A 21,405-nucleotide genomic window follows, 5' to 3' on the forward strand; every position below is an offset into this window, starting at 1 on the left:
TCTTGAGTTTAATGCAAAAAAAACGCCGCACTGAGTGCGGCGTTTTGCTGTATTGAATTGGAAATATGTTGTTTGTGGTATCCCGAAATTCTTCGGGATTAATTCAGCTATTGGTTTCCTGCGACCGAAGGTCGAAAAAACCGAGCTTCATTAATATGCCCACATATCTTGTTCCCTGTCTCGTATGCCCTCCTTGATTCGTTGGGCCTCCAAGAGTTGGAACAATGCATTATCAAAAATGTAATCACTTATTTCACGGTCTTCGTGAACGTTTTCCTCTTTGTAGATCACTCCATTGAATCGACGTGCGTTCAACAGCATATCAAAGGAAATGGGTCTTGCCGAATTGCGCTGGTTGTATACTTTGGCATCGTGCAAAATTTTACGTGCCGCTGGATACCATACCCAGAACAATTCCACTTTGTTTTCTCCTGGATCGATGGATTCATCGTCGATGAAGTTCACGTCCGGAGCAACGGGTGCAATTCCCAATAAGCGATACTTAAGCTCTCCCTGGCGTTTGTCGAAATACCAGATACCTTTTATACGGTACTCCTCGATATCGGCAGCGGTCAAGTCCCTTTTGTTGATAAACTCTGGGGAAACCTGCTCGCCGGCGTTTACCTGCTCGTAACCAAGGTCGGTGGTATCCACTTTGCTCAAGGTAGCGGCAAGGTCTGCCAGTTTACGTTTTTCCGTAAAGTAGGAGTCTGCATAAACCTCTGTAAGGTTTCCATTTCTGATGTTCTTCATCAGCACATGGTACAGCGACCTTCTATCCGCCCCAATACCTATGGTATCGGTTGGGTAATAGAGTGGAAAGTTGACTCGTTCGTCAAGATCGATGATTTCCCATACGGTCTTGGACCAAAGGATATCCCTATCATCCACATATCCGTATTCCAATGGCTCATCGGCATCTTGCTCTATTTGAGCTTGGGTTTTTTTACCGATATCTTCGGGCAGCTTGGCATTCAAAATGTTTGCCTGCGCCATGATTGATACTGGCAATATGCCCAACAATCCAATTAACAATGCGTTTTTCCAATTCATGATCACTTGTATACTTTTTATACTTCTTAGTTTGTAAGCTCAACCACTACAGGAGATACTTTTTTCAACTTGTAGCTCTTGTTGTTTGTGATGTAAGCTTGGATATCGAATATCTGGACAGACTCGCCTCTATCGGCTCTTCTAAGTACAGATTTGGCTCTGCTGTCCAATTTGTTGCCTTGTACCACTACGGTAGGTTGACCTGGCACTTTGAACTTAAACTCGCTTACGGCAAGGTTCAAGTCAAAATCGAAGTCTTCCAACATAGCGCTAACAGTGGCGATTTCCAGGTTGTTCCTTGGCATTTTGATGCTTCCGGACTCTCCTCGAACAGTACCACTTGGCCTTGGAATATCCTTGATACGGAATTCAGACTTGGTGCTGATTCCCTTACCATCAGGCAATGTACCAGAGGCAGTGATGGTCACAGACCTTCCTGTACCTGGGTTCATGATATACTGGCTACCGCTTCTTCTGGTCAAACCAGGGGCTGATGCGTTCACTTTGTTATCTGGAATACCAGGAATGGAAATGGTCATTGGGTTAGCAACACCACGATACACCACGTTCATTTTATCTGCGGAGATTACCGCTGCATTAGGCATGGAGATTGTAGCGAAAGTATTGTTCACTTCCACTGGCACCTCTTCGCCATCCTGCATGTAATACATCGTTCCTTTAATGGTGTGGTCACCTGGAGTACCGGCGCTGATCAACATTTTGATACCACCAGCTTCCAATTCGTAGTCCTTACCTTGGGTCAATGGTCTTCCGTCCAAAGTCAATTCTGCTTTTACGGGAGTGGAAGTCTTGTCCGTTTTGCTCACAATGATTTTACCATCGTATTTTTCACCAGCGTAGTATGCCGTTTTAGGGGCAGCCAATGTACTGGCAAAATTGGTCAAGGAAACCGCTTCGGTCAACTCACCTTCCAAAAGGGTCTTCAACACCTCTTGCTCGGTAGTTTTGATATCGGCCTGCAATTGGGTCATCTTGGTCAAAGAAGCTACCAATGGAAAGCCTTCGAAGTGATAGTTGATCCAATCTTGGCGTGTACCATCTCTTTTCTCAACCTTACCGTCTTCACCTCCTGTGGCAAAACGGGTTTTTACAGCTGATTTCAAAGATTCAAAACCTTCTGCGGGCAAAGCGTTGATCACACCTTCACGATAGGTTTCAATCTGCTCCATGAACTTTTTCCCTTCTGGGCCCAAGTTGTCGCCCTGAAAGAACTTTTGGTCCAAGTAGTCAGACTTGTCCATAACCACATAATCTTTGTCATCTTCCAAATCTGCGGTCATTTCTTTCTTCAATCCTTCCAAATAACTGTAGTAGTTATCGGAAAGTTGCTTGATCTGCTGAGCATCTTCGTACAGTTCGCCATACTCCTCTGCGTTTTCAGAAGCTTTGGTTTCCAAGCTTGCAAAGAAAGTGGAGTTATTGGCGTCCATGTTGGTGTTGGAAGTTTCCAGCTTTTCGTTCATAAGTCCGAAAGCCGCAAGTACTTCCTTGCTCATATTCAATGCCAACATCGCGATGAAGATCAAGTACATAAGGTTGATCATCTTCTGACGTGGTGTTTGTTTTCCTCCTGCCATGTTTTTCTAATTAGATTTAATAATTAATTTGATTTGGTTTGTTTTTTGTTGATCAAAAACCTCTAATTAGTTTCTGCCTCCCATGGCGGTTAGCATACCACCGTACACACCGTTCAATGAAGAAAGGTTGGTGGCCAAAGATTGCATTTGCTCTTTCAACGCTCCTGCGTTCTGTACTACTTCCTCGTTAATGGAAGCTTGTCTGCTGGCACTTTCCAATTGTACTTTGTACAAGCTGTTCAAAGATTCCATTTGGGCTGCAGCGTGGGACAATTCCTCAGAGTATTTCTTAGTGTGCTGAATTGCATCTGTAGTAGGAGTGATATTCTTGGCGGCACCTTCAAAACTCTTGATACTTTCTCCCAAATTGGCAAATAGCTCGGAATCGATTTTAGCTTCTTTAAGCAAGTTGTCCAATTTCTTGGAAAGCAATCCTTCTGCTTCTTGGGCATCTTTTGCCTCTTGCTTTCTTTTGGCATCCGCTTGACCTCCGGACAATTCTGGATATACCAAAGACCAATCGTATTCGTCGTCTACCGGTTCAAATGCAGAGATAGCGAAGATCAATGCTTCCGTAATAAGTCCGACAGCAAGAAGAAGTCCACCAGTAAGTGGTCCAAACTCCCAGTGAAGGATCTTGAACAATGCACCAATGATTACCACTGACGCTCCAAGCCCGTAGGCCATGTTAAACAGCTTTTTTGTTGATTTTGACTGTGCCATAATTCTAGTTTTAATTAAGTGTTATATAAATAAGTATTTGGTTACTACTGTTACTTGTTATTTATATAATGTTCTCCTCGTTGTTATTGTATTAAAGTCCGCTTCTGCTTCCGTTGGTGGAATCTTCCTCGCCCATATAATCCTGAACGGTTCGGAAACCAATGTAGCTTCTTGCAGAGTCTTGGTATTCGTAATCCCTTGTGCTCACCTGTAGGAAGTAAGCAACATCTTTCCAAGAACCTCCACGGATCACCTTACGTTTGTTGTCCTGTGAACCTATATTTGGGTTCATGGTGGAAAGGTATTCGTACGCTCCGGGGTCAAAGCTGGAGTTTGTCCATTCGGAAACGTTACCGGCCATATTGTACAAGTTGTAATCGTTTGGTTCAAATGATTTGGCCTCTACGGTATACAGTGCGGCATCGGCGGCATAGTCACCACGTTGTGGTTTAAAGTTGGCCATAAAACAACCAGTATCGCTGATCACATAAGGACCACCCCAAGGGTAAGTTCCTCCTTCAATACCACCTCTGGCGGCGTACTCCCACTCAGCTTCGGTAGGCAACCTAAATTGGTTGACAAATTGCTTACCGCGACTTTTTTGATCGTCGTTCTTGAATTTGGTCCTCCAGTTACAGAACGCTTTGGCCTGCATCCAGTTTACCCCTACTACAGGATAATCGCTATAAGCATCATGCCAGAAGTAATCGTTGTGCATGGGCTCATTGTAACTGTATTCGAAATCACGGATCCACACGGTGGTATCTGGGTAGATTTCCAACTCTTCTTGCTTGATGAAGTCCTTTCGGCTTCCAGACCGTGCCCTGGCCGCAGCCTCGATGTCCATCCAGCTATACTTGTATTTGATTTTGGTAACGTCGATGCTTCGCAATCCGTTGTAGCTTTCCTCTTCCGGAAGATACATGGAATCCATAACCTCAGCGTAGTACTCATCGGGATATTCCGAAGTATCCCAAACTAGGTCCACATCCTTGTTCAACGCCCTGCCTTCGTATCCAGTTGCCCCAAGACCGGCGTAGTTGTCCAACATGTACTTGTCGTAAACCGAAAGTTCGGTGGTATCGGTATCCTTAAAAGCATACTCTCCGATGCCTTCGTCCTCAGGTCCTATGCCCAACTCATCGGCCAAAATGGCCAATCTTGTTCTTACGATGGAATCCTTGACCCACTCCACAAACTGACGGTACTCACTGTTGGTGATTTCCGTATCGTCCATATAAAAGGAACGAACGGTTACCGTTCTTGTAGGAGCATTCAATACTTTGGCCTGATCCTCCTCGGCTTTACCCATCACAAAGGCGCCCCTGGGAATCAATTCCATTCCATAAGGTTTTTCCGGGTGCCATTTTTTACCACTGACCCCAACTAGTTCACCTTTGGACCTTGATTTAGAGCCGCAACTGGTAAGCAAAAAAACAAGTGCTATAGATGAAAAGAATAGCTTTCTCATACTTTAGGTTAAATTGTTCGATTCAAGATTTTAATAACTGTGCTACACAGATTCATTATTCTCAAAACTGATTTTTGAATGAATTATTGTGTAAAAACAATTAATGATCAAAAAATTAATTTATTTAGTTCAAGCCTTTTCTGTAGGCTTTGAACCACCTTTCGGGGATGTTCTGGTTGCAAGCATCCAAATAGTCCTCTTCGGTGCATGGTAATAACGCCACCGAATTTGTTTTAGTATGCTCTGCTAAAATTGTTGGTACCTCTACCCACCATCTTTCTGTGACATGGCTTTTGAAGAAGATCAATTCCTCCGTGTCCGTGGGTACGGTAAACTTTGTGAAGTCTTCGCTCTTTGAGCTGGGGTATTCCTTTATCCGGAAACTGAGCCCCTCTATAAAATACCAAATGATTTGGGCGATCATCTGGAATGCCTGATGCGAATTTTCCCCTTCGTATATACCAAATAGGGAAACCTTATCGCTAATTCCTGCATAACGTGCAATGGCGCAAATCTCCCGCCCCGTGAATCCGTTGGGGGAAAAGTTACGCGTCATACCCATTTCGCTGGCCCGAATGGCCCGTAGGTCCAAGCTTACGATATCACTACTGCGCAATACGGGTTCTGCCAATTCGATATTGGCCGCTATTTCACCCAAACGATAGGCATCAAAAAACAGACGCTCCATCAAATCCTTTTCTTCTTGGGCATTAAAATAGCTCTGATAGCCAATATTGGAAAAATTAAAAAGATTGTTGGGCTTATCGGTGATGATCTTGCTCATATAGGAATGTGAAGAAATGAGCTCATCATCCTCACCAAAGTCAAAACGGCTATCAATGGAAACCAGGTTGACCATCTTTTTTATATTGTCAAAGGCCCTGTAAGTTGGGAAAGTAATGTCCTGGGTGAGTCCTAATACTATAGGTATGATATTCTCTTCCAACAACCCGGCCACGATTTCCTTGACCACAAAATAGGTGTCCTCTACGGTGTCGCCCTCCTCCACATCGCCAATATCGATGATAGTGGAGTTCCAATTGCCCATCATTAGTCGGTACAATTGGATACGCACTTCGTCCAGATCCAGTTTTTCCGGTTTTTTCTCAAAGGCATTTCTGGACTCCAATACGCCAAAAATGGCTACATCGGCATGGGCAAATACCGGGAGCCCATCCTTTTCGGTGTGCATGTGAACGTTCTTGCCCACTGCTTGTTCTGGCAGCAATTCACAATGTGCCAATACCTTGTCCTTGACCGGAACCAGAAAATCGAACGCCATACTTATTTCTTCGCTTTTGTCTTGGCTTTTTTCTTTGGTGCTTTTTTATCCAATAGGGCCTGTGCTTCTTCCAAGGTTATTTTTGTGGCATCCACATCCTTGGAAAGTTCCACCTTTACCCTACCTTTTATAATATTATGACGCCCCCAGCGGGCTTTTTCAATCCTGATCTTTTCTTCGGGCCATTCCTGAACGACCTTTTCAGCTTCTTTCTTTTTTTTGGCTTCAATGAGTTCAACAATGTCATCATTGGACAAATTGTCGAAATCATACTTCTTGTTCACATTAATGAACATACCGTCCCATTTAATGAACGGTCCGAACCTACCTTTACCTTTGGTAACCTCTTTGCCTTCATAGCTGGCAATGGGCGCATCTGCCTTTTGTTTTTCCTTGATCAGTTCTATGGCGCGTTCCATGTCCACATCAAAAGCACTTTCTCCCTGCGCCAGTGAGATGAACTTTTTTCCAAAACGCACATAGGGTCCGTAGCGCCCCACATTGGCCTCCACTTCCTCACCTTCGTAGACGCCCAGTTTACGTGGCAAATCAAAAAGGGTCATGGCCTCTTCAAACGTAATGGTGCCTATCGATTGATCGGGCAACAAACTGGCAAATTCCGGTTTTTCCTCGTCATCAACAGTTCCGATTTGAACCATGGGACCAAAACGGCCCAATCTCACCGATACCTGTCGGCCCGATTTAGGGTCGGTTCCCAAGACACGTTCACCACTTGCGCGTTCTGCATTTTCTTCGACTTCTAGCACATTGGGATGAAAATCGTTATAGAAATTCTTCATCATCTCCTGCCAATCCTCTTCGCCCGATGCAATTTCATCGAAATCCTCCTCCACCTGAGCCGTGAAATTATAGTCGAGAATCTGGGTGAAGTGGGTCACCAAGAAATCGTTCACGATCATACCTATATCTGTAGGTACAATTTTCCCTTTTTCGGAACCTACCATTTCGGTAAGTGTACTGGTTTTTATCTTTTCGCTTTCCAATACCAGTTCCGCATATTTTCGCTCGGTACCTTCTACGGTGCCTTTTTCCACATATCCCCTATTTTGAATGGTGGATATGGTAGGCGCGTATGTGGATGGTCGACCGATACCCAGTTCCTCCAACTTTTTCACCAAGGAGGCCTCGGAATAGCGGTAGGGTGGGCGGGTGAATCGCTCGGTCGCGGAAATAAATACATTTTGAAGCGGCTCTCCCACTTTCATAGCGGGCAGCATTCCATCCTGTTCTTCGCTATCTTCATCATCGGTCCCTTCCAAATACACCTTGAGGAAACCATCAAATTTGACTACCTCACCATTTGCAGAGAATTCTTCGCTATGGGTACTTGCCTTTATTTTAACGTTGGTGCGTTCCAATTGGGCATCGCTCATTTGCGAAGCAAGCGTCCGTTTCCAAATCAATTCATATAATTTGGCCTGATCTCGTTCCAATTGAGGGGACTGTAATTTCATATCAGTGGGCCGGATGGCTTCGTGTGCCTCCTGTGCCCCCTTGGTCTTACCCGTAAAGTTTCTGGTTTGACTGTATTTTTGGCCATAATTTTCCAAGATGGCCTCTTTTGCCGCTGCCAAAGCCTCATTGGACAAATTGACGCTATCCGTTCTCATGTAAGTAATCAAACCTGCTTCGTACAAACGCTGCGCTACCTGCATAGTGCGGCTTACCGAAAAATAAAGTTTTCTCGACGCTTCCTGTTGCAAAGTGGAAGTGGTAAATGGCGCTGCCGGAGATTTTTTTGCTGGCTTTTTGGCCAAATCGGAAACTGAAAAGTCCGCTCCGATATTTTCTTTCAAAAACTGCTCTGCGGCTTCTTTGGTTGGGAACGTGGTGTTCAGCTTAGCCCCAAAGGTGCTGCCACCATCGGTTTTGAACTCGGCCTTGATGCGGAACGAGGCTTCTGGCGTAAATGCTTCGATTTCACGCTCACGCTCCACGATCAACCTAACCGCTACCGATTGTACACGGCCGGCAGAAAGTCCCGGTTTTATTTTTTTCCAAAGCACAGGCGAAAGCTCGTACCCCACCAAACGGTCCAACACCCTTCTGGCCTGCTGGGCATTGACCAAATTGTAATTGATGTCCCTCGGATTTTCAATGGCCTTTTGGATCGCCGATTTGGTAATGGAATTAAAAACAATTCGCTTGGTCTTCTTCTTGTCCAGTCCCAGTTCTTCGGCCAAATGCCAAGAAATGGCCTCCCCCTCACGGTCCTCATCACTCGCCAACCAAATCGTTTCCGCTTTTTGGGCCAAGTCCTTGAGTTTTTTTACAAGTGCCTTTTTCTCCTTATCAACGGTATATTTTGGCTTAAAATCATTCTCTACATCAACGCCCAGCTCCTTGGAAGGAAGATCGGCAATATGTCCAAAACTCGACTCCACTTGAAATTCCTTTCCTAGAAATCTTTCGATGGTCTTTGCTTTGGCGGGGGACTCTACAATAACTAAATTCTTTGGCATGCACTGGTTTTTGTCTCAACAAAAGTATATTAAAATTTATACATCCGCATTTCCCATATTTCTTTTGACCTTAAAATCGATAAAAAACAAGGAGACTTTTTACCATAACTATATTAATTCTACTGGCTTTGATGAGGGCGGTTAAAATAATTGTTATTTTTAGGAAGACTAACTCAATAACCACATAACAATGACCAACCGTTATTTGACCATAGTACTTGCATTACTATGTTTTAACCTCTCAAACGCACAACGAAAAAAGAACAAAACCAACGCCCCACAGTTTAAAGAAACCCTCTACGACGGAATGGAATGGAGGATGGTGGGACCGCACCGAGGTGGACGTGCAGGTACCGTAACCGGGGTTATCAACGACCCCAATCTGTATTACATGGGTACCGCTGGAGGCGGTGTTTGGAAAACCACCGATGCTGGTAATTCGTGGGAATGTATTTCCGACGGGTATTTTGGCGGTTCCATTGGAGCCATAGCCGTTTCCGAATCGGACCCTAACATTATATATGTAGGCGAGGGCGAGCAGACCCTTCGTGGAAACGTTTCATCCGGAAAGGGCCTTTGGAAAAGTATGGATGCTGGTGAGACCTGGGAATTTATCGGTTTGAAAGACTCCGAACACATCGCCCGAATCCGTATCCATCCCACAAATCCTGACCTAGTTTACGTGGCGGCCATAGGAAACCTTTGGAAACCCAACGAGACCCGAGGTGTTTTCCGTTCTACCGATGGAGGCAAGAATTGGGAAAAAATACTCTACATCAGTGATAAAGCAGGTGCAGGCGACCTCATTATGGACCCCAACAACAGCAGAATCCTGTATGCGGCAACTTGGGAGATGAAACGTAACGGATACCGAATGGACAGTGGCGGTCCGGATAGCAGGATGTTTAAAAGCACCGACGGAGGTGATACTTGGACTGATATTTCCGAACATTCGGGATTGCCCGGTTTTCCTTGGGGAATTGTTGGGATTGCCGTTTCGCCTTTGGATTCGGATAGGGTTTTTGCCATTATTGAAGCTGAGGACGGCGGGGTTTTTCGTTCCGATGATGCTGGGGTCACTTGGAAAAAAGTAAACGAAAACCGAGGCCTCAGGCAGCGCGCTTGGTACTACAGTCGTATTTATGCCGACACCCAAAACGTGGATAAGGTTTGGGTAATGAACGTGAGCTATGGCGTATCCACCGATGGCGGTAATACCTTCACCCTTAAAAATGCTCCCCATGGGGACCACCATGATCTTTGGATCGATCCCAACAACAACCAAAGGATGATCATTGCCGATGATGGCGGTGCCCAAATCTCCAACGACGGCGGAAATAACTGGACCACCTATTTCAACCAGCCCACCATGCAGTTTTATCGGGTGACCACGGACAGCATTTTTCCTTATCGCATTTATGGGGCGCAGCAAGACAATACCGCTTTGCGTATCTTCCACCGTTCTTCGGGTTCGGCAATTACCGAGGCCGACTGGGAACCCACCGCAGGTGGTGAGAGTGCCCATTTGGCACCGGACCCAAAAAACAATCAATTGGTGTACGGCGGCACCTACAAAGGGTATATGAACCGTTTGGACCATACCACCGGACAGACCATATCTACCAATATTTGGCCCGACAATCCCGCAGGTTCTGGCGCGGAAGTCATGAAATACCGCTTTAATTGGAACTATCCCCTAACATTTAGCCGTCATGACCCAAACGTCCTATACGCAGGTTCCAATTATTTGCACGCCACTACGGACGGCGGACAATCATGGAAAACCATTTCCCCAGAATTGGCAAGGGGCATTCCGGAAACCATCATGTCCTCGGGAGGACCCATCACCCAAGACAATACGGGGGCTGAGTTTTATTCCAACGTTTTTGTAATTACAGAATCCGTATTGGAGAAAGGAGTGATTTGGACCGGAAGTGACGATGGCTTGATCCACGTGACCCGCGATAATGGTACAACTTGGGAAAATGTGACCCCTCCGGAGTCCATGTCGCCCAAATTGAATATGATCAACTGCATCGACGCAAGCCCGTTTGACCCGGGTACCGTTTATGTGGCAGCCACTTCTTATAAATTTGGCGATTACACCCCTTACCTCTACAAAACGGATGATTACGGAAAAACTTGGACCTTGATCACCAATGGCATCAAGGACAACTATTACTCCCGGGCCATCCGTTCCGACAAGGTTCGCGAAGGCTTGTTGTACGCAGGGACCGAATGGGGCATGTATATTTCGTTTGATGATGGAAAAAATTGGACACCTTTCCAACTGAATTTGCCCATCACCTCCATTCGAGATCTCCATGTAAGGGACAATGATTTGATTGCCGCCACCCACGGAAGGAGTTTTTGGATGATTGATGACCTCACACCACTCCATCAACTGTCTGATGCGGTGGCCAACAGCGATTTTTATCTGTACAAACCCGATATGGCCTACCGAATGCACCAAGACAGAGCTTGGGGCGAACCCGACACCAAATTGGTGGGCGAAAACCATCCGGATGGGGCCATCATCAATTATTACCTAAAGAGCCTAAAAGAAACCGATACGGTGACCATAGAAATCTTGGAAATGGATGGCAGTGTGATCCAACGTTTTTCCAACCATGCGAAACCTGATAGATTGGACCCCACCTCAACGCAAAAACTGGAGGTATCCGAGGGTGGCAACAGATTTATTTGGAACATGAGATATCCCGGCTACCAAGAGTTCAAGGGGATGGTGTTTTATTCCTCGCCCAATATAGGGCCGAAGGCCGTTCCCGGCAACTACAAGGCCAGGCTCACCGTAAATGGGAATTCCATGGAGCAGACCTTCAATATTGTCAAAGACCCAAGAATAGCCTTGAGCCAAAACGATTTCCAAGAACAGTTTGATTTTGTCATGCAGGTTCGAGACCAGGTAAGTAGAGCCAACAAGGCCATCATCAATATTAGGAACATCAAAAAGGATTTGGAGTATCTCAAAGAAAAGACCAAGGACAATCCTGAGATTCAGAATATGGCCAAGGATTTTGAAACGGCCCTTTCGGTTATCGAAAACAACATCCACATGACCAAGAACCAAAGTAGGCAAGATCCATTGAACTATGGTATCCGAATCAACAACAGATTGGCCTTTTTAATGGTCGATTCCCAGAGAGGGGACCAACGGCCCACCAAACAGGCCCAAGAATTCTTTGTGGAGGTGACCAAAGAGTTGGACAAGGAAATCAATGACCTGAATGCCCTGGTGCAAAAACAAGCTACTCTGATCAATCAAAAAGTAGATGAAAATCAAATTAAGATGATTTCCACTCAATAGAAATGCTGGATAGCCTAAAGAAAGCGCCCTCAATACAAGGGCGCTTTCTTTTATTAAATATCACTACACATCCATGGAAATGCCCACTGCATCCTTATAGATAAAATAAATGGGGATTTTGCTGAACATAGCTGTAAAGAGCACCCCAACGAAACATAAAATGACTCCGAGCTGGGAAACTAGTCCTGCCACTATTACCAACAAGAATATCATGAGCCAATTTTTATTGCCAAGAGCAAATGAAGCCTTCACGACCTCCATGGCAGTAAGCTCCTTGTCGAAAGCAAAAAAGGCAGGGAAAAGGGACATGGGAACCACTAAATAAATAATGCCCAAACCACAGGCAAGGACACCTAGAAAGGATAAACCGAGCATGACCAAGGATACCATAAATGCCTTTTTCAAATTCTCCTTTTTGAAATAGAAAAAATAATCGTCCTTACCAATTTCCCTGAGGTCGTACTTGCGACACATACGCAAAAAAGCCGCATTCAAACACAGTGAAATGGTCATTACGGCCAACATGAAAACGGGCATAAAAACAATCATAAAAAGGGAAAATACTGGAGGCATTTGGTTATGTCGAAGGGTTTCGGGATCGGTAATTCCAAAGGCAATCATTGGGGCATAAATGACCAAATAAAAAGGAAGAATGCTCACAAAGGTCAACACTAAGGTAACGAACCCTTGCAACCAAACTTTCTGGAACAGTGTAACGGAATTATTAAAAACAGCACCAAAATCCACCGGTGGACTTTGCTTGATTCTTTCGGAAAGATTGGTGAAATTCATTGTAGTATTGGTTATGATTTACGCCTGAAGGTAAGACTAACAGCGGATTCTACAATATAATCTTAAAAATTACTGCCAAATTGTCACTAAACTGTAATAACCATTATCTTTGCACCCCATTGCACTATTTATGATTGAGGAAAATAACGTGGAAAAAATAATAGACGAAAGCCAACAAGGAACTGCCCTATCGCTGGATAGCAATCAAAGTAACGGCCGAAAGCTCTACATAGAAAGCTACGGCTGCCAAATGAACTTTTCCGATAGCGAAATCGTGGCGTCCATTTTGGCCAAGGAAGGTTTCAATACCACCCAAAACTTGGACGATGCCGATTTGGTTTTGGTAAATACCTGTTCCATTCGAGAAAAAGCAGAACAAACCGTACGCAAACGTCTGGAGAAGTTCAACGCAGTAAAACGCACCAAACCCCATATGAAAGTCGGGGTCTTGGGTTGTATGGCCGAGCGTTTGAAGAGCAAGTTTTTGGAAGAGGAAAAAATTGTGGACATGGTCGTGGGGCCCGATGCCTATAAAGACTTACCCAACCTGATCCAAGAAATCGACGAAGGTAGAAATGCGGTAAACGTCATCCTTTCCAAAGACGAAACCTATGGCGATGTGGCTCCGGTTCGACTGAACACCAATGGGGTATCCGCCTTTGTGTCCATCACCCGTGGATGCGACAATATGTGTACCTTTTGCGTTGTTCCCTTTACGCGAGGTAGGGAGCGTAGCCGAGATCCACAATCCATTTTGGAGGAGGTGAACGATCTTTGGGAAAAAGGATTCAAGGAAATTACCCTTTTGGGGCAAAATGTGGACAGTTACCTTTGGTATGGGGGCGGGTTGAAAAAGGATTTTGACAAAGCTTCCGAAATACAAAAGGCCACTTCGGTGAACTTTGCAGGGCTTTTGGAGCTTGTAGCCCAGGCACAACCCAAAATGCGTATTCGCTTTTCCACCTCCAATCCTCAAGACATGACCTTGGACGTCATCGAGGCCATGGCGAAATACGAAAATATCTGTAAGTACATCCATCTTCCCGTGCAAAGTGGAAGCAATCGCATCCTAAAGGCGATGAACCGTTTGCACACCCGTGAAGAGTATTTTGAATTAATCGATAACATCAAAAGAATCATTCCGGATTGTGCCATCAGTCAGGATATGATTACCGGCTTCCCCACCGAAACAGAGGAGGACCATCAAGACACGTTGAGTTTGATGGAGTACGTGAAATATGATTTTGGATTTATGTTTGCCTATTCCGAGCGTCCGGGAACCCTTGCCGAACGGAAAATGGAGGATGATGTACCTGAAGTCACAAAGAAAAGAAGGTTGACGGAAATCATCGAACTGCAGCAAAAGCACAGCCATTATCGCACCCAGCAGCATGTTGGAAAAATAGAGGAAATCCTGATCGAGGGAACCTCCAAAAAATCGGATGCCCACTGGATGGGACGTAACTCCCAAAATACGGTTGCAGTTTTTCCAAAGGAACATTATAAGGTTGGGGACTTTGTGAACGTCAAAATCAACGATTGCACCTCTGCCACCCTTATCGGTGAAGCGGTGGGATATTCAAAAAACAATTGATAACCATTTGCATTGTGCCCGGATGCCCAACTCTTGCCATACGGGCGGGTATGTGGCCGAATCATAATGCTGAACTAAAAAAGATTCCTGCCAGGTAGGAACAAAAATATATGGAAAGTGTACAATCCATAAAACAACGGTTCGAGCTCATCGGTAACGATGTGAAGCTCAATCGCGCCATTGAAAAGGCCATACAGGTTGCCCCTACCGACATCTCGGTATTGGTAACGGGTGAAAGTGGTGTGGGAAAGGAATCCATTCCCAAGATCATCCACTCCTTAAGCCACCGCAAACATGCCAAGTATATTGCGGTAAACTGTGGCGCCATTCCCGAGGGAACCATTGACAGTGAACTCTTTGGGCACGAAAAAGGTGCGTTTACCGGGGCCACGCAGACCCGCAGCGGTTATTTTGAAGTGGCCGATGGGGGAACCATCTTTTTGGACGAGGTGGGAGAATTGCCACTGACCACCCAAGTGCGATTGTTACGGGTATTGGAAAATGGCGAATTTTTGAAAGTGGGTTCCTCCCAGGTTCAAAAAACCAATGTGCGCATTGTGGCCGCCACCAACATCAATATGTTCGAGGCAATTGAAAAAGAAAAGTTCCGGGAAGATTTGTATTATCGATTGAGCACAGTGGAAATCAATCTACCGCCGCTACGTGATCGTCGTGATGATATCCATTTGCTGTTCCGAAAATTCGCCTCCGATTTTGGTCAAAAGTATAAAATGCCCACCATCCGATTGGAAGATGATGCCGTGGAACTATTACTTAAATATCGCTGGCCCGGTAACATTCGTCAGCTGAGGAACATTGCCGAGCAAATCTCTGTACTAGAAGAAAACCGTAACATTACAGCAGCCACACTGAACAGTTATCTGCCCAATTCCAGCGGTTCCAATTTACCGGCAGTCATTGGCCATGCCAAAAAAGAAAGTGATTTCAGCAACGAGCGCGAGATTTTGTACAAGGTGCTTTTTGATATGAAAAGTGACCTTAACGACCTTAAAAAGCTGACCCTGGAACTTTTGAAGGACAACGATTCCAACAAGGTGCAACGGGAAAACGAAGGTTTGATCAGAAAAATTTACGGCAACCAAGAAGAGGAAGACATTGATCATGAAGAAAGTACGGCTGCCGAACTGCTACACCTTCCCGAGCCTGTTGTGGAGGCGGCACCCACCCACTCCACGCAGCAGCCACCGGAGGACAGATACCATTTTGCCGAAGAAATTGAAGAAGAAGAAACCCTATCTTTACAGGAAAAGGAAATCGAATTGATCAAAAAATCGTTGGAGCGCAACAAAGGAAAACGAAAGGCTGCTGCCGCCGAACTGGGCATCTCGGAAAGAACGCTCTATCGAAAAATAAAACAGTACGACCTTTAATTTGAAGTCAAGATTACAAATGAATACAATCAAAAAAAATATACTAAAATCGGTACTGTTCGGATTGGCTTTCTTCCTGCAGAGCTGTGGGGCTTACAATTTTTCCGGGGCTGATATCGGGACTGCACAAAGCTTTCAGGTGAACTTTTTTCAAAATTACGCCGATCAGACCCCAGGATCCATTATTGTACCCGGACTGGACCGCGATTTTACCCTGGCGCTTCAGGATTTGATCAACGACCTTACCAGTTTGTCACTTACCGGAAGCAATGGCGACCTGTTGTATGAAGGCGAAATTGTGGAATACAAAGTGGTTCCCATGACGGCCACAGCCGACCAGCGGACTGCACAGAACCGCCTCACCATGAGCGTGAATGTTCGGTTTTTTAATACGACCAAGGAAGATGCGGATTTTGAAAAGCGGTTTTCTTTCTTTTATGATTTTGATGCCGCCGCCCCACTACCTTCCGTGCAGGCAGCCGCACACGAAGAAATTTTTGAACGACTTACCCAGGATATTTTCAATGCATCCTTGGGCAATTGGTAATTAGTTATGAACGTTGCAGATTTTATACATATCCTTCAGAATGCGAACACCATACTCTCTCCAAGTCAGACGAGGGAACTGGAGGATATTATTGAGGAATACCCTTATTTTCAGGCCGCGCGTGCACTGCATTTAAAGGGACTCAAAAATCTGGACAGTTACAAATATAACAACGCCTTAAAGGTCACTGCCGCACACACTGCGGACAGGGATGTACTTTTTGATTACATCACCTCCAAGGAATTCATACAGAACAATATTGCCGATACCATTGCTGGTAGAGGCGCCAAACTGGAAGACCAAGAGGCCGTTTCGGAGGAGATTCAGCCCAATCCCAATGCCGCGAGTATGCTTACCGAAGCCGAAGAAGCAGCTTTGCCACAAAACTTGGGTGATGCCGAACAAATCCTGAATCCCGAGCTGTTTGAGTCTAGAAAGCCAGTGGCTGTTCCAGAAAAAGAAGGTAAAGAAACCGACCTGCAGCTGGGCAAGCCTCTGCCCTTCACCAAAAAGGAAAAACACTCCTTTACCGAATGGCTTCAATTGACTTCAAAGGGCGAAGAGCCCGAAAATAGCGAGGAAGACGTGATGGAAGAATTGGAGCGCAAAAAGAAATTTGAGCTCCTGGATAAGTTCATTGCCAACAATCCTAAGATAGTTCCAAAGGAAAACAACCCCAAAGTCAATATTAAGGAGTCCACAAAAATCAACCAAAACGAGTTGATGACAGAGACCTTGGCCAAGGTATACTTAGAGCAAAATAAGTATAAAAAAGCCATTCAAGCGTTCAAAATATTGAGTTTGAAATATCCAGAAAAAAGTGGTTTCTTTGCAGATCAAATTCAGGCGGTGAAGAAGCTGCAGCAAGAAAAAGATAAGAAATGAGCACGTTTACAATTTTTTTGGTATTGATTATTATCGTGTGCCTTTTGTTGGTCTTGGTCATTATGGTCCAGAACCCTAAAGGAGGTGGTTTGTCCTCATCTTTTGGAGGAGGCGGCAACCAAGTTGTTGGTGGTGTTAAAAAGACAGGGGACTTTTTGGACAAGAGTACTTGGACTTTGGCCACCTTATTGATTGTTTTGATACTGCTTTCCAATGTATCCCTAAAAGGAAACTACAGCCAAGCAGACTCCAAACTACTTCAAGGCGACGATACCGAAATACCAGAAACGGTTCCAGAGGAAGTTCCTGAACAACTTCCACCGGCCAACACGACTAGTCCAGTGGACACCATTGGATAGTTTCCAGTGACAAAGCATAGAAAAATGCCAGCTTGAAATGACAAGCTGGCATTTTTGTTTTCCAGAATGTCAGTTTTCGGGCATTGGCACAATTTCTGTCATTTTGATTCAAGAAATTTTAAAACAAACATCTAAATCATTTAAAATATGGCTAAAGTAAATATCAAACCATTGGCAGATAGGGTTTTGATCGAGCCTCTACAGGCCGAGACCAAAACTGCCTCCGGTATCATTATCCCGGACAACGCTAAAGAGAAACCTCAAAAAGGAACCGTTGTGGCCGTTGGACCTGGAACCAAGGACGAAAAAGTGACCGTTAAGGTAGGTGATACCGTTCTATATGGAAAATATGCCGGTACCGAACTGAAGTTCGATGGAACCGACTATTTGATGATGCGCGAAAGCGATATTTTGGCAATTGTATAACTAAAAAATCAACTAGATAGAGATGGCAAAAGATATTAAGTTTGACATTGATGCACGTGACGGACTGAAACGAGGCGTTGACAAATTGGCCGAGGCCGTAAAGGTGACCTTGGGACCAAAAGGTAGAAACGTAATCATCAGCAAGTCCTTTGGAGCACCACAAGTAACCAAAGATGGTGTTTCCGTTGCAAAAGAAATTGAATTGGAAGACGCCCTGGAAGATATGGGTGCACAAATGGTGAAGGAAGTTGCTTCCAAAACCAACGACCAAGCCGGTGACGGTACCACTACCGCTACCGTGTTAGCACAAGCTATCGTAAAAGAAGGGCTTAAAAACGTGGCTGCAGGTGCCAACCCAATGGACCTAAAACGCGGAATCGATAAGGCTGTTGAAGCTTTGGTAGCCGATTTGGAAAAACAAGCCAAAAAAGTTGGTAACGACTCTGATAAAATCAAGCAGGTTGCCTCCATTTCAGCCAACAACGACGATGCTATCGGTGACCTGATTGCCAAAGCATTCGCAAAAGTTGGAAAAGAAGGGGTAATCACCGTAGAGGAAGCCAAAGGTACCGACACTTACGTTGACGTTGTTGAAGGTATGCAATTTGACAGAGGGTACCTATCTCCTTACTTTGTAACCGACACCGACAAGATGATTGCAGATTTGGAGAACCCATACATTCTTCTTTTCGACAAGAAAATCTCCAATCTACAGGAAATCCTTCCTATCCTTGAGCCCGTAGCACAATCCGGAAGACCCCTTTTGATCATTGCCGAAGACGTAGAAGGCCAAGCCCTTGCAACTTTGGTGGTAAACAAATTGAGAGGTGGACTTAAGATTGCCGCAGTAAAAGCACCTGGTTTTGGTGACAGAAGAAAGGCCATGTTGGAAGACATCGCCATCTTGACAGGTGGTACCGTAATTTCCGAAGAAAGAGGTTTCTCTTTGGAAAATGCTTCTTTGGACATGTTGGGTACTGCTGAGACCGTGACCATTGACAAAGACAATACTACAATCGTAAACGGTAGCGGGAATGCCTCTGACATCAAAGCTAGGGTAAACCAAATCAAAGCTCAGATTGAGACCACTACCTCTGATTACGACAAGGAAAAACTTCAGGAGCGTTTGGCCAAATTGGCCGGTGGTGTTGCCGTACTTTATGTAGGCGCAGCCTCCGAAGTGGAAATGAAAGAGAAGAAAGACCGTGTGGACGATGCCTTGCACGCTACCCGTGCTGCCGTAGAGGAAGGTATTGTTGCCGGTGGTGGTGTTGCCTTGGTACGAGCCAAAAAGGTACTTGAAAAATTGGCAACCGAATCATTGGATGAGACCACAGGTGTACAAATCGTGGCCAAAGCCATCGAATCTCCATTGCGTACCATCGTAGAGAATGCTGGTGGTGAAGGCTCTGTGGTTATCGCCAAGGTTTTGGAAGGCAAAAAAGACTTCGGTTACGATGCCAAATCCGATCAATATGTGGACATGCTTAAAACAGGAATCATCGATCCCAAGAAAGTAACCCGTATTGCGTTGGAAAATGCAGCATCCGTAGCTGGAATGATCTTGACCACAGAGTGTGCATTGACCGATATTAAGGAAGATGCCCCAGCCATGCCTCCAATGGGCGGCGGTGGAATGCCAGGTATGATGTAAAAGCATCACTCGCGAATAAAAACAGGAACGCCCCGATTTGCATCGGGGCGTTTTCTTTTGTCTTTAGTTACCCGTGCACTAATCGATAGTACCTACGACACTGCCACAGGTCAGCATCGCATCACCGTAATAAGGATTTCGGATTTCTTCTTCCAAACTGAGCCAATTGGCACCCCTGTCATTATTCGCCATGGGACAGTGCTGTACATAAAGTTTACCATCCAGCCCGCTTATTTGTTGACCAATTTGAATCATATTTTGGGAAAGCGAAACAAACACCTCGCGTTGACCTTTCAAGTCACTTTTTGAACCTATCTCTTTAAATTGACTCGCTAGTTGTGTGATATGACTCTTCCCCATATCATCCATTTGCATTCCGCTTAGTTCAGAAGCGATTCCCGCTCCCTTCTTCGCCAATGTTTGCGTTTGTTCTTGGTCAGAAGCAACTAAGGCATCCTTTAAATTCAGATACACTTTTAAAAGGTCGCCGAACTTTGTTTCCGCTTCTTGCGAAAATTCCATTTTCATTGTAGAGCCCATTTCGGAATGGCCTTCACGTCCCGTGCGCATCGCCTGGGCATTTTGGTTCATCATGGATTTTTTACCCTGCAATTGGGCCGCTGCGTCCACCGTAAAAGTACCTTTGGCAACGACCCAATCACCAGAGTTCAATCCTGAATTGACTACGTAACTGCCGTTCATCAAATTTCCGAGCTCCACTTCCCGCATTTCAAAAGTGGAACTATTTGGATCAGGTTGTACATACACCAAGGAACGCTTTCCTGTCCACAACACGGCACTTTCGGGAATGGTCAACACTACTTCCCCATCCTGTTTATTGTTCACCTCAACCTCTGCTTGTACAAACATACCCGGTTTTAGCATCCCTTTTTTGTTGTCCAGCTCTGCTCGAACTTCCATAGTTCTGGTTTGCTTGTTCAATGTTGGAGCTACAAAGGAAACTTTAGCAGTAAAAGTTTGATTCGGATAGGAATTGGTGCTTACATCCAAGGTTTGACCTTCCTTAAACAAGCTCAATTGGTTTTCATAGGCATCAAAAATGGCCCAAACCGAATTTAAATTGGCCACTTTCACCAAAGGTGAGCCCGTTTTGATGTAATCCCCTTCCTCCACCATAATCTCGGAAATCACTCCACTCACATTGGCATATACTGGAAAGTTTTCAAGCACTTGTCCAGAGCTTTCGATTTGGTCGATTTGTGTATCGGACAACTTCCACAACTTTAACTTGTTCCGAACCGCCTTGTACAGTTGCGGTTGTGATTCCTTTAATTTTGCAGCTGTCAATAATTCTTGTTGGGCCGAAACCAAGGCCGGGGCATAAATTGTGGCCAACTTTTGACCTTTACGGACTTGTTCCCCTTCAAAATTGACATGTATACTTTCTATTCTTCCGTCAAAATAGGCCGATTGCACCGCATCCGATTCCTGGTTGACAGCAACTTTTCCAGATATTTTCAAATGTTCTTCTGCATCGGCTCCTGAACCAACCCTAATGGTTTCAACGCCAGCCAGAACCATCGCGTTTTCCGTCATCTTAATTTGATTGACAGCCAATCCCTCTCCCCCATTATCCGCAGGAATCAAATCCATCCCACAAATAGGACAAGAGCCCGGTTCGGGTTGCATAATCTGTGGGTGCATGGAACAGGTCCACATTTCGCCAGAAGCCATTTCAGCACTGTGGTCATGCTCGTCCACTGAAGTAGTTTCAGTATTGCCTCCAAATATGAGGTAACCCACCAACAATCCAACCAACACGGCAATTCCGATATAAATGATATTTTCCTTTTTCATA

The 21,405-nt window shown here is 45.0% G+C and carries 16 protein-coding genes; 8 read left to right on the forward strand and 8 right to left on the reverse strand.

Features of this window, described 5'->3' with window-relative positions:
- Nucleotides 1-150: 150 nt before the first annotated feature.
- The 6 genes from gldN to topA form a co-directional block, all read right to left on the reverse strand.
- On the reverse strand, nucleotides 151-1,053 hold the full coding sequence (gldN, locus tag ABNE31_RS00455; RefSeq protein WP_179385688.1) for a gliding motility protein GldN: 903 nt from the start codon (nucleotides 1,051-1,053) through the stop codon (nucleotides 151-153).
- 26 nt (nucleotides 1,054-1,079) lie between these two features.
- A complete protein-coding gene (gene gldM / locus ABNE31_RS00460; protein ID WP_349351961.1) occupies nucleotides 1,080-2,651 on the reverse strand; it encodes a gliding motility protein GldM in 1,572 nt (523 codons plus the stop codon).
- A 66-nt stretch (nucleotides 2,652-2,717) separates the two neighbouring features.
- Nucleotides 2,718-3,374: a gliding motility protein GldL gene (gldL, locus tag ABNE31_RS00465; RefSeq protein WP_179385690.1), complete on the reverse strand. Its 657-nt coding sequence runs from the start codon at nucleotides 3,372-3,374 to the stop codon at nucleotides 2,718-2,720.
- A 91-nt stretch (nucleotides 3,375-3,465) separates the two neighbouring features.
- Entirely contained in the window at nucleotides 3,466-4,845 is a 1,380-nt protein-coding gene (gldK, locus tag ABNE31_RS00470; RefSeq protein WP_179385691.1) for a gliding motility lipoprotein GldK, read from the reverse strand.
- A 124-nt stretch (nucleotides 4,846-4,969) separates the two neighbouring features.
- On the reverse strand, nucleotides 4,970-6,127 hold the full coding sequence (locus tag ABNE31_RS00475; protein ID WP_179385692.1) for a formimidoylglutamase: 1,158 nt from the start codon (nucleotides 6,125-6,127) through the stop codon (nucleotides 4,970-4,972).
- 2 nt (nucleotides 6,128-6,129) lie between these two features.
- Complete coding sequence (topA, locus tag ABNE31_RS00480) at nucleotides 6,130-8,610, reverse strand: type I DNA topoisomerase (RefSeq protein ID WP_293280340.1); 2,481 nt, start codon at nucleotides 8,608-8,610, stop codon at nucleotides 6,130-6,132.
- A 190-nt stretch (nucleotides 8,611-8,800) separates the two neighbouring features.
- Here topA and ABNE31_RS00485 point away from each other — a divergent pair, with 190 nt between their 5' ends.
- The gene (locus tag ABNE31_RS00485) at nucleotides 8,801-11,938 is read left to right on the forward strand and encodes a glycosyl hydrolase (protein ID WP_349351962.1); all 3,138 of its coding nucleotides are present in this window, start codon (nucleotides 8,801-8,803) and stop codon (nucleotides 11,936-11,938) included.
- Nucleotides 11,939-12,001: 63 nt separating this feature from the next.
- Here the strand turns inward: ABNE31_RS00485 and ABNE31_RS00490 are convergent, their stop codons facing one another.
- Nucleotides 12,002-12,730: a hypothetical protein gene (locus tag ABNE31_RS00490; RefSeq protein WP_349351963.1), complete on the reverse strand. Its 729-nt coding sequence runs from the start codon at nucleotides 12,728-12,730 to the stop codon at nucleotides 12,002-12,004.
- 148 nt (nucleotides 12,731-12,878) lie between these two features.
- Here ABNE31_RS00490 and miaB point away from each other — a divergent pair, with 148 nt between their 5' ends.
- From miaB to groL, 7 genes are all read left to right on the forward strand, one after another.
- The gene (gene miaB / locus ABNE31_RS00495; protein WP_349353016.1) at nucleotides 12,879-14,324 is read left to right on the forward strand and encodes a tRNA (N6-isopentenyl adenosine(37)-C2)-methylthiotransferase MiaB; all 1,446 of its coding nucleotides are present in this window, start codon (nucleotides 12,879-12,881) and stop codon (nucleotides 14,322-14,324) included.
- A 110-nt stretch (nucleotides 14,325-14,434) separates the two neighbouring features.
- Complete coding sequence (locus ABNE31_RS00500; protein ID WP_349351964.1) at nucleotides 14,435-15,715, forward strand: sigma-54 dependent transcriptional regulator; 1,281 nt, start codon at nucleotides 14,435-14,437, stop codon at nucleotides 15,713-15,715.
- Between the two features lie 19 nt (nucleotides 15,716-15,734).
- Nucleotides 15,735-16,262, forward strand: coding sequence for an LptE family protein (locus tag ABNE31_RS00505; RefSeq protein ID WP_349351965.1), 528 nt, complete (start codon nucleotides 15,735-15,737; stop codon nucleotides 16,260-16,262).
- 6 nt (nucleotides 16,263-16,268) lie between these two features.
- The gene (locus tag ABNE31_RS00510; protein WP_349351966.1) at nucleotides 16,269-17,147 is read left to right on the forward strand and encodes a hypothetical protein; all 879 of its coding nucleotides are present in this window, start codon (nucleotides 16,269-16,271) and stop codon (nucleotides 17,145-17,147) included.
- Complete coding sequence (gene secG / locus ABNE31_RS00515; protein ID WP_179385699.1) at nucleotides 17,144-17,506, forward strand: preprotein translocase subunit SecG; 363 nt, start codon at nucleotides 17,144-17,146, stop codon at nucleotides 17,504-17,506. The genes ABNE31_RS00510 and secG overlap by 4 nt, the downstream gene beginning before the upstream one ends.
- Nucleotides 17,507-17,653: 147 nt before the next feature.
- Nucleotides 17,654-17,932, forward strand: coding sequence for a co-chaperone GroES (locus ABNE31_RS00520; RefSeq protein ID WP_014032184.1), 279 nt, complete (start codon nucleotides 17,654-17,656; stop codon nucleotides 17,930-17,932).
- A 22-nt stretch (nucleotides 17,933-17,954) separates the two neighbouring features.
- The gene (gene groL / locus ABNE31_RS00525; protein ID WP_179385700.1) at nucleotides 17,955-19,586 is read left to right on the forward strand and encodes a chaperonin GroEL; all 1,632 of its coding nucleotides are present in this window, start codon (nucleotides 17,955-17,957) and stop codon (nucleotides 19,584-19,586) included.
- A gap of 78 nt (nucleotides 19,587-19,664) precedes the next feature.
- On the opposite strand, the gene ABNE31_RS00530 is transcribed toward groL, so the two are convergent.
- Nucleotides 19,665-21,404: an efflux RND transporter periplasmic adaptor subunit gene (locus ABNE31_RS00530; protein WP_349351967.1), complete on the reverse strand. Its 1,740-nt coding sequence runs from the start codon at nucleotides 21,402-21,404 to the stop codon at nucleotides 19,665-19,667.
- Between the last annotated feature and the right edge of the window lies 1 nt (nucleotide 21,405).

The organism is Flagellimonas sp. MMG031 (genome assembly GCF_040112705.1).
GTDB lineage: Bacteria > Bacteroidota > Bacteroidia > Flavobacteriales > Flavobacteriaceae > Flagellimonas.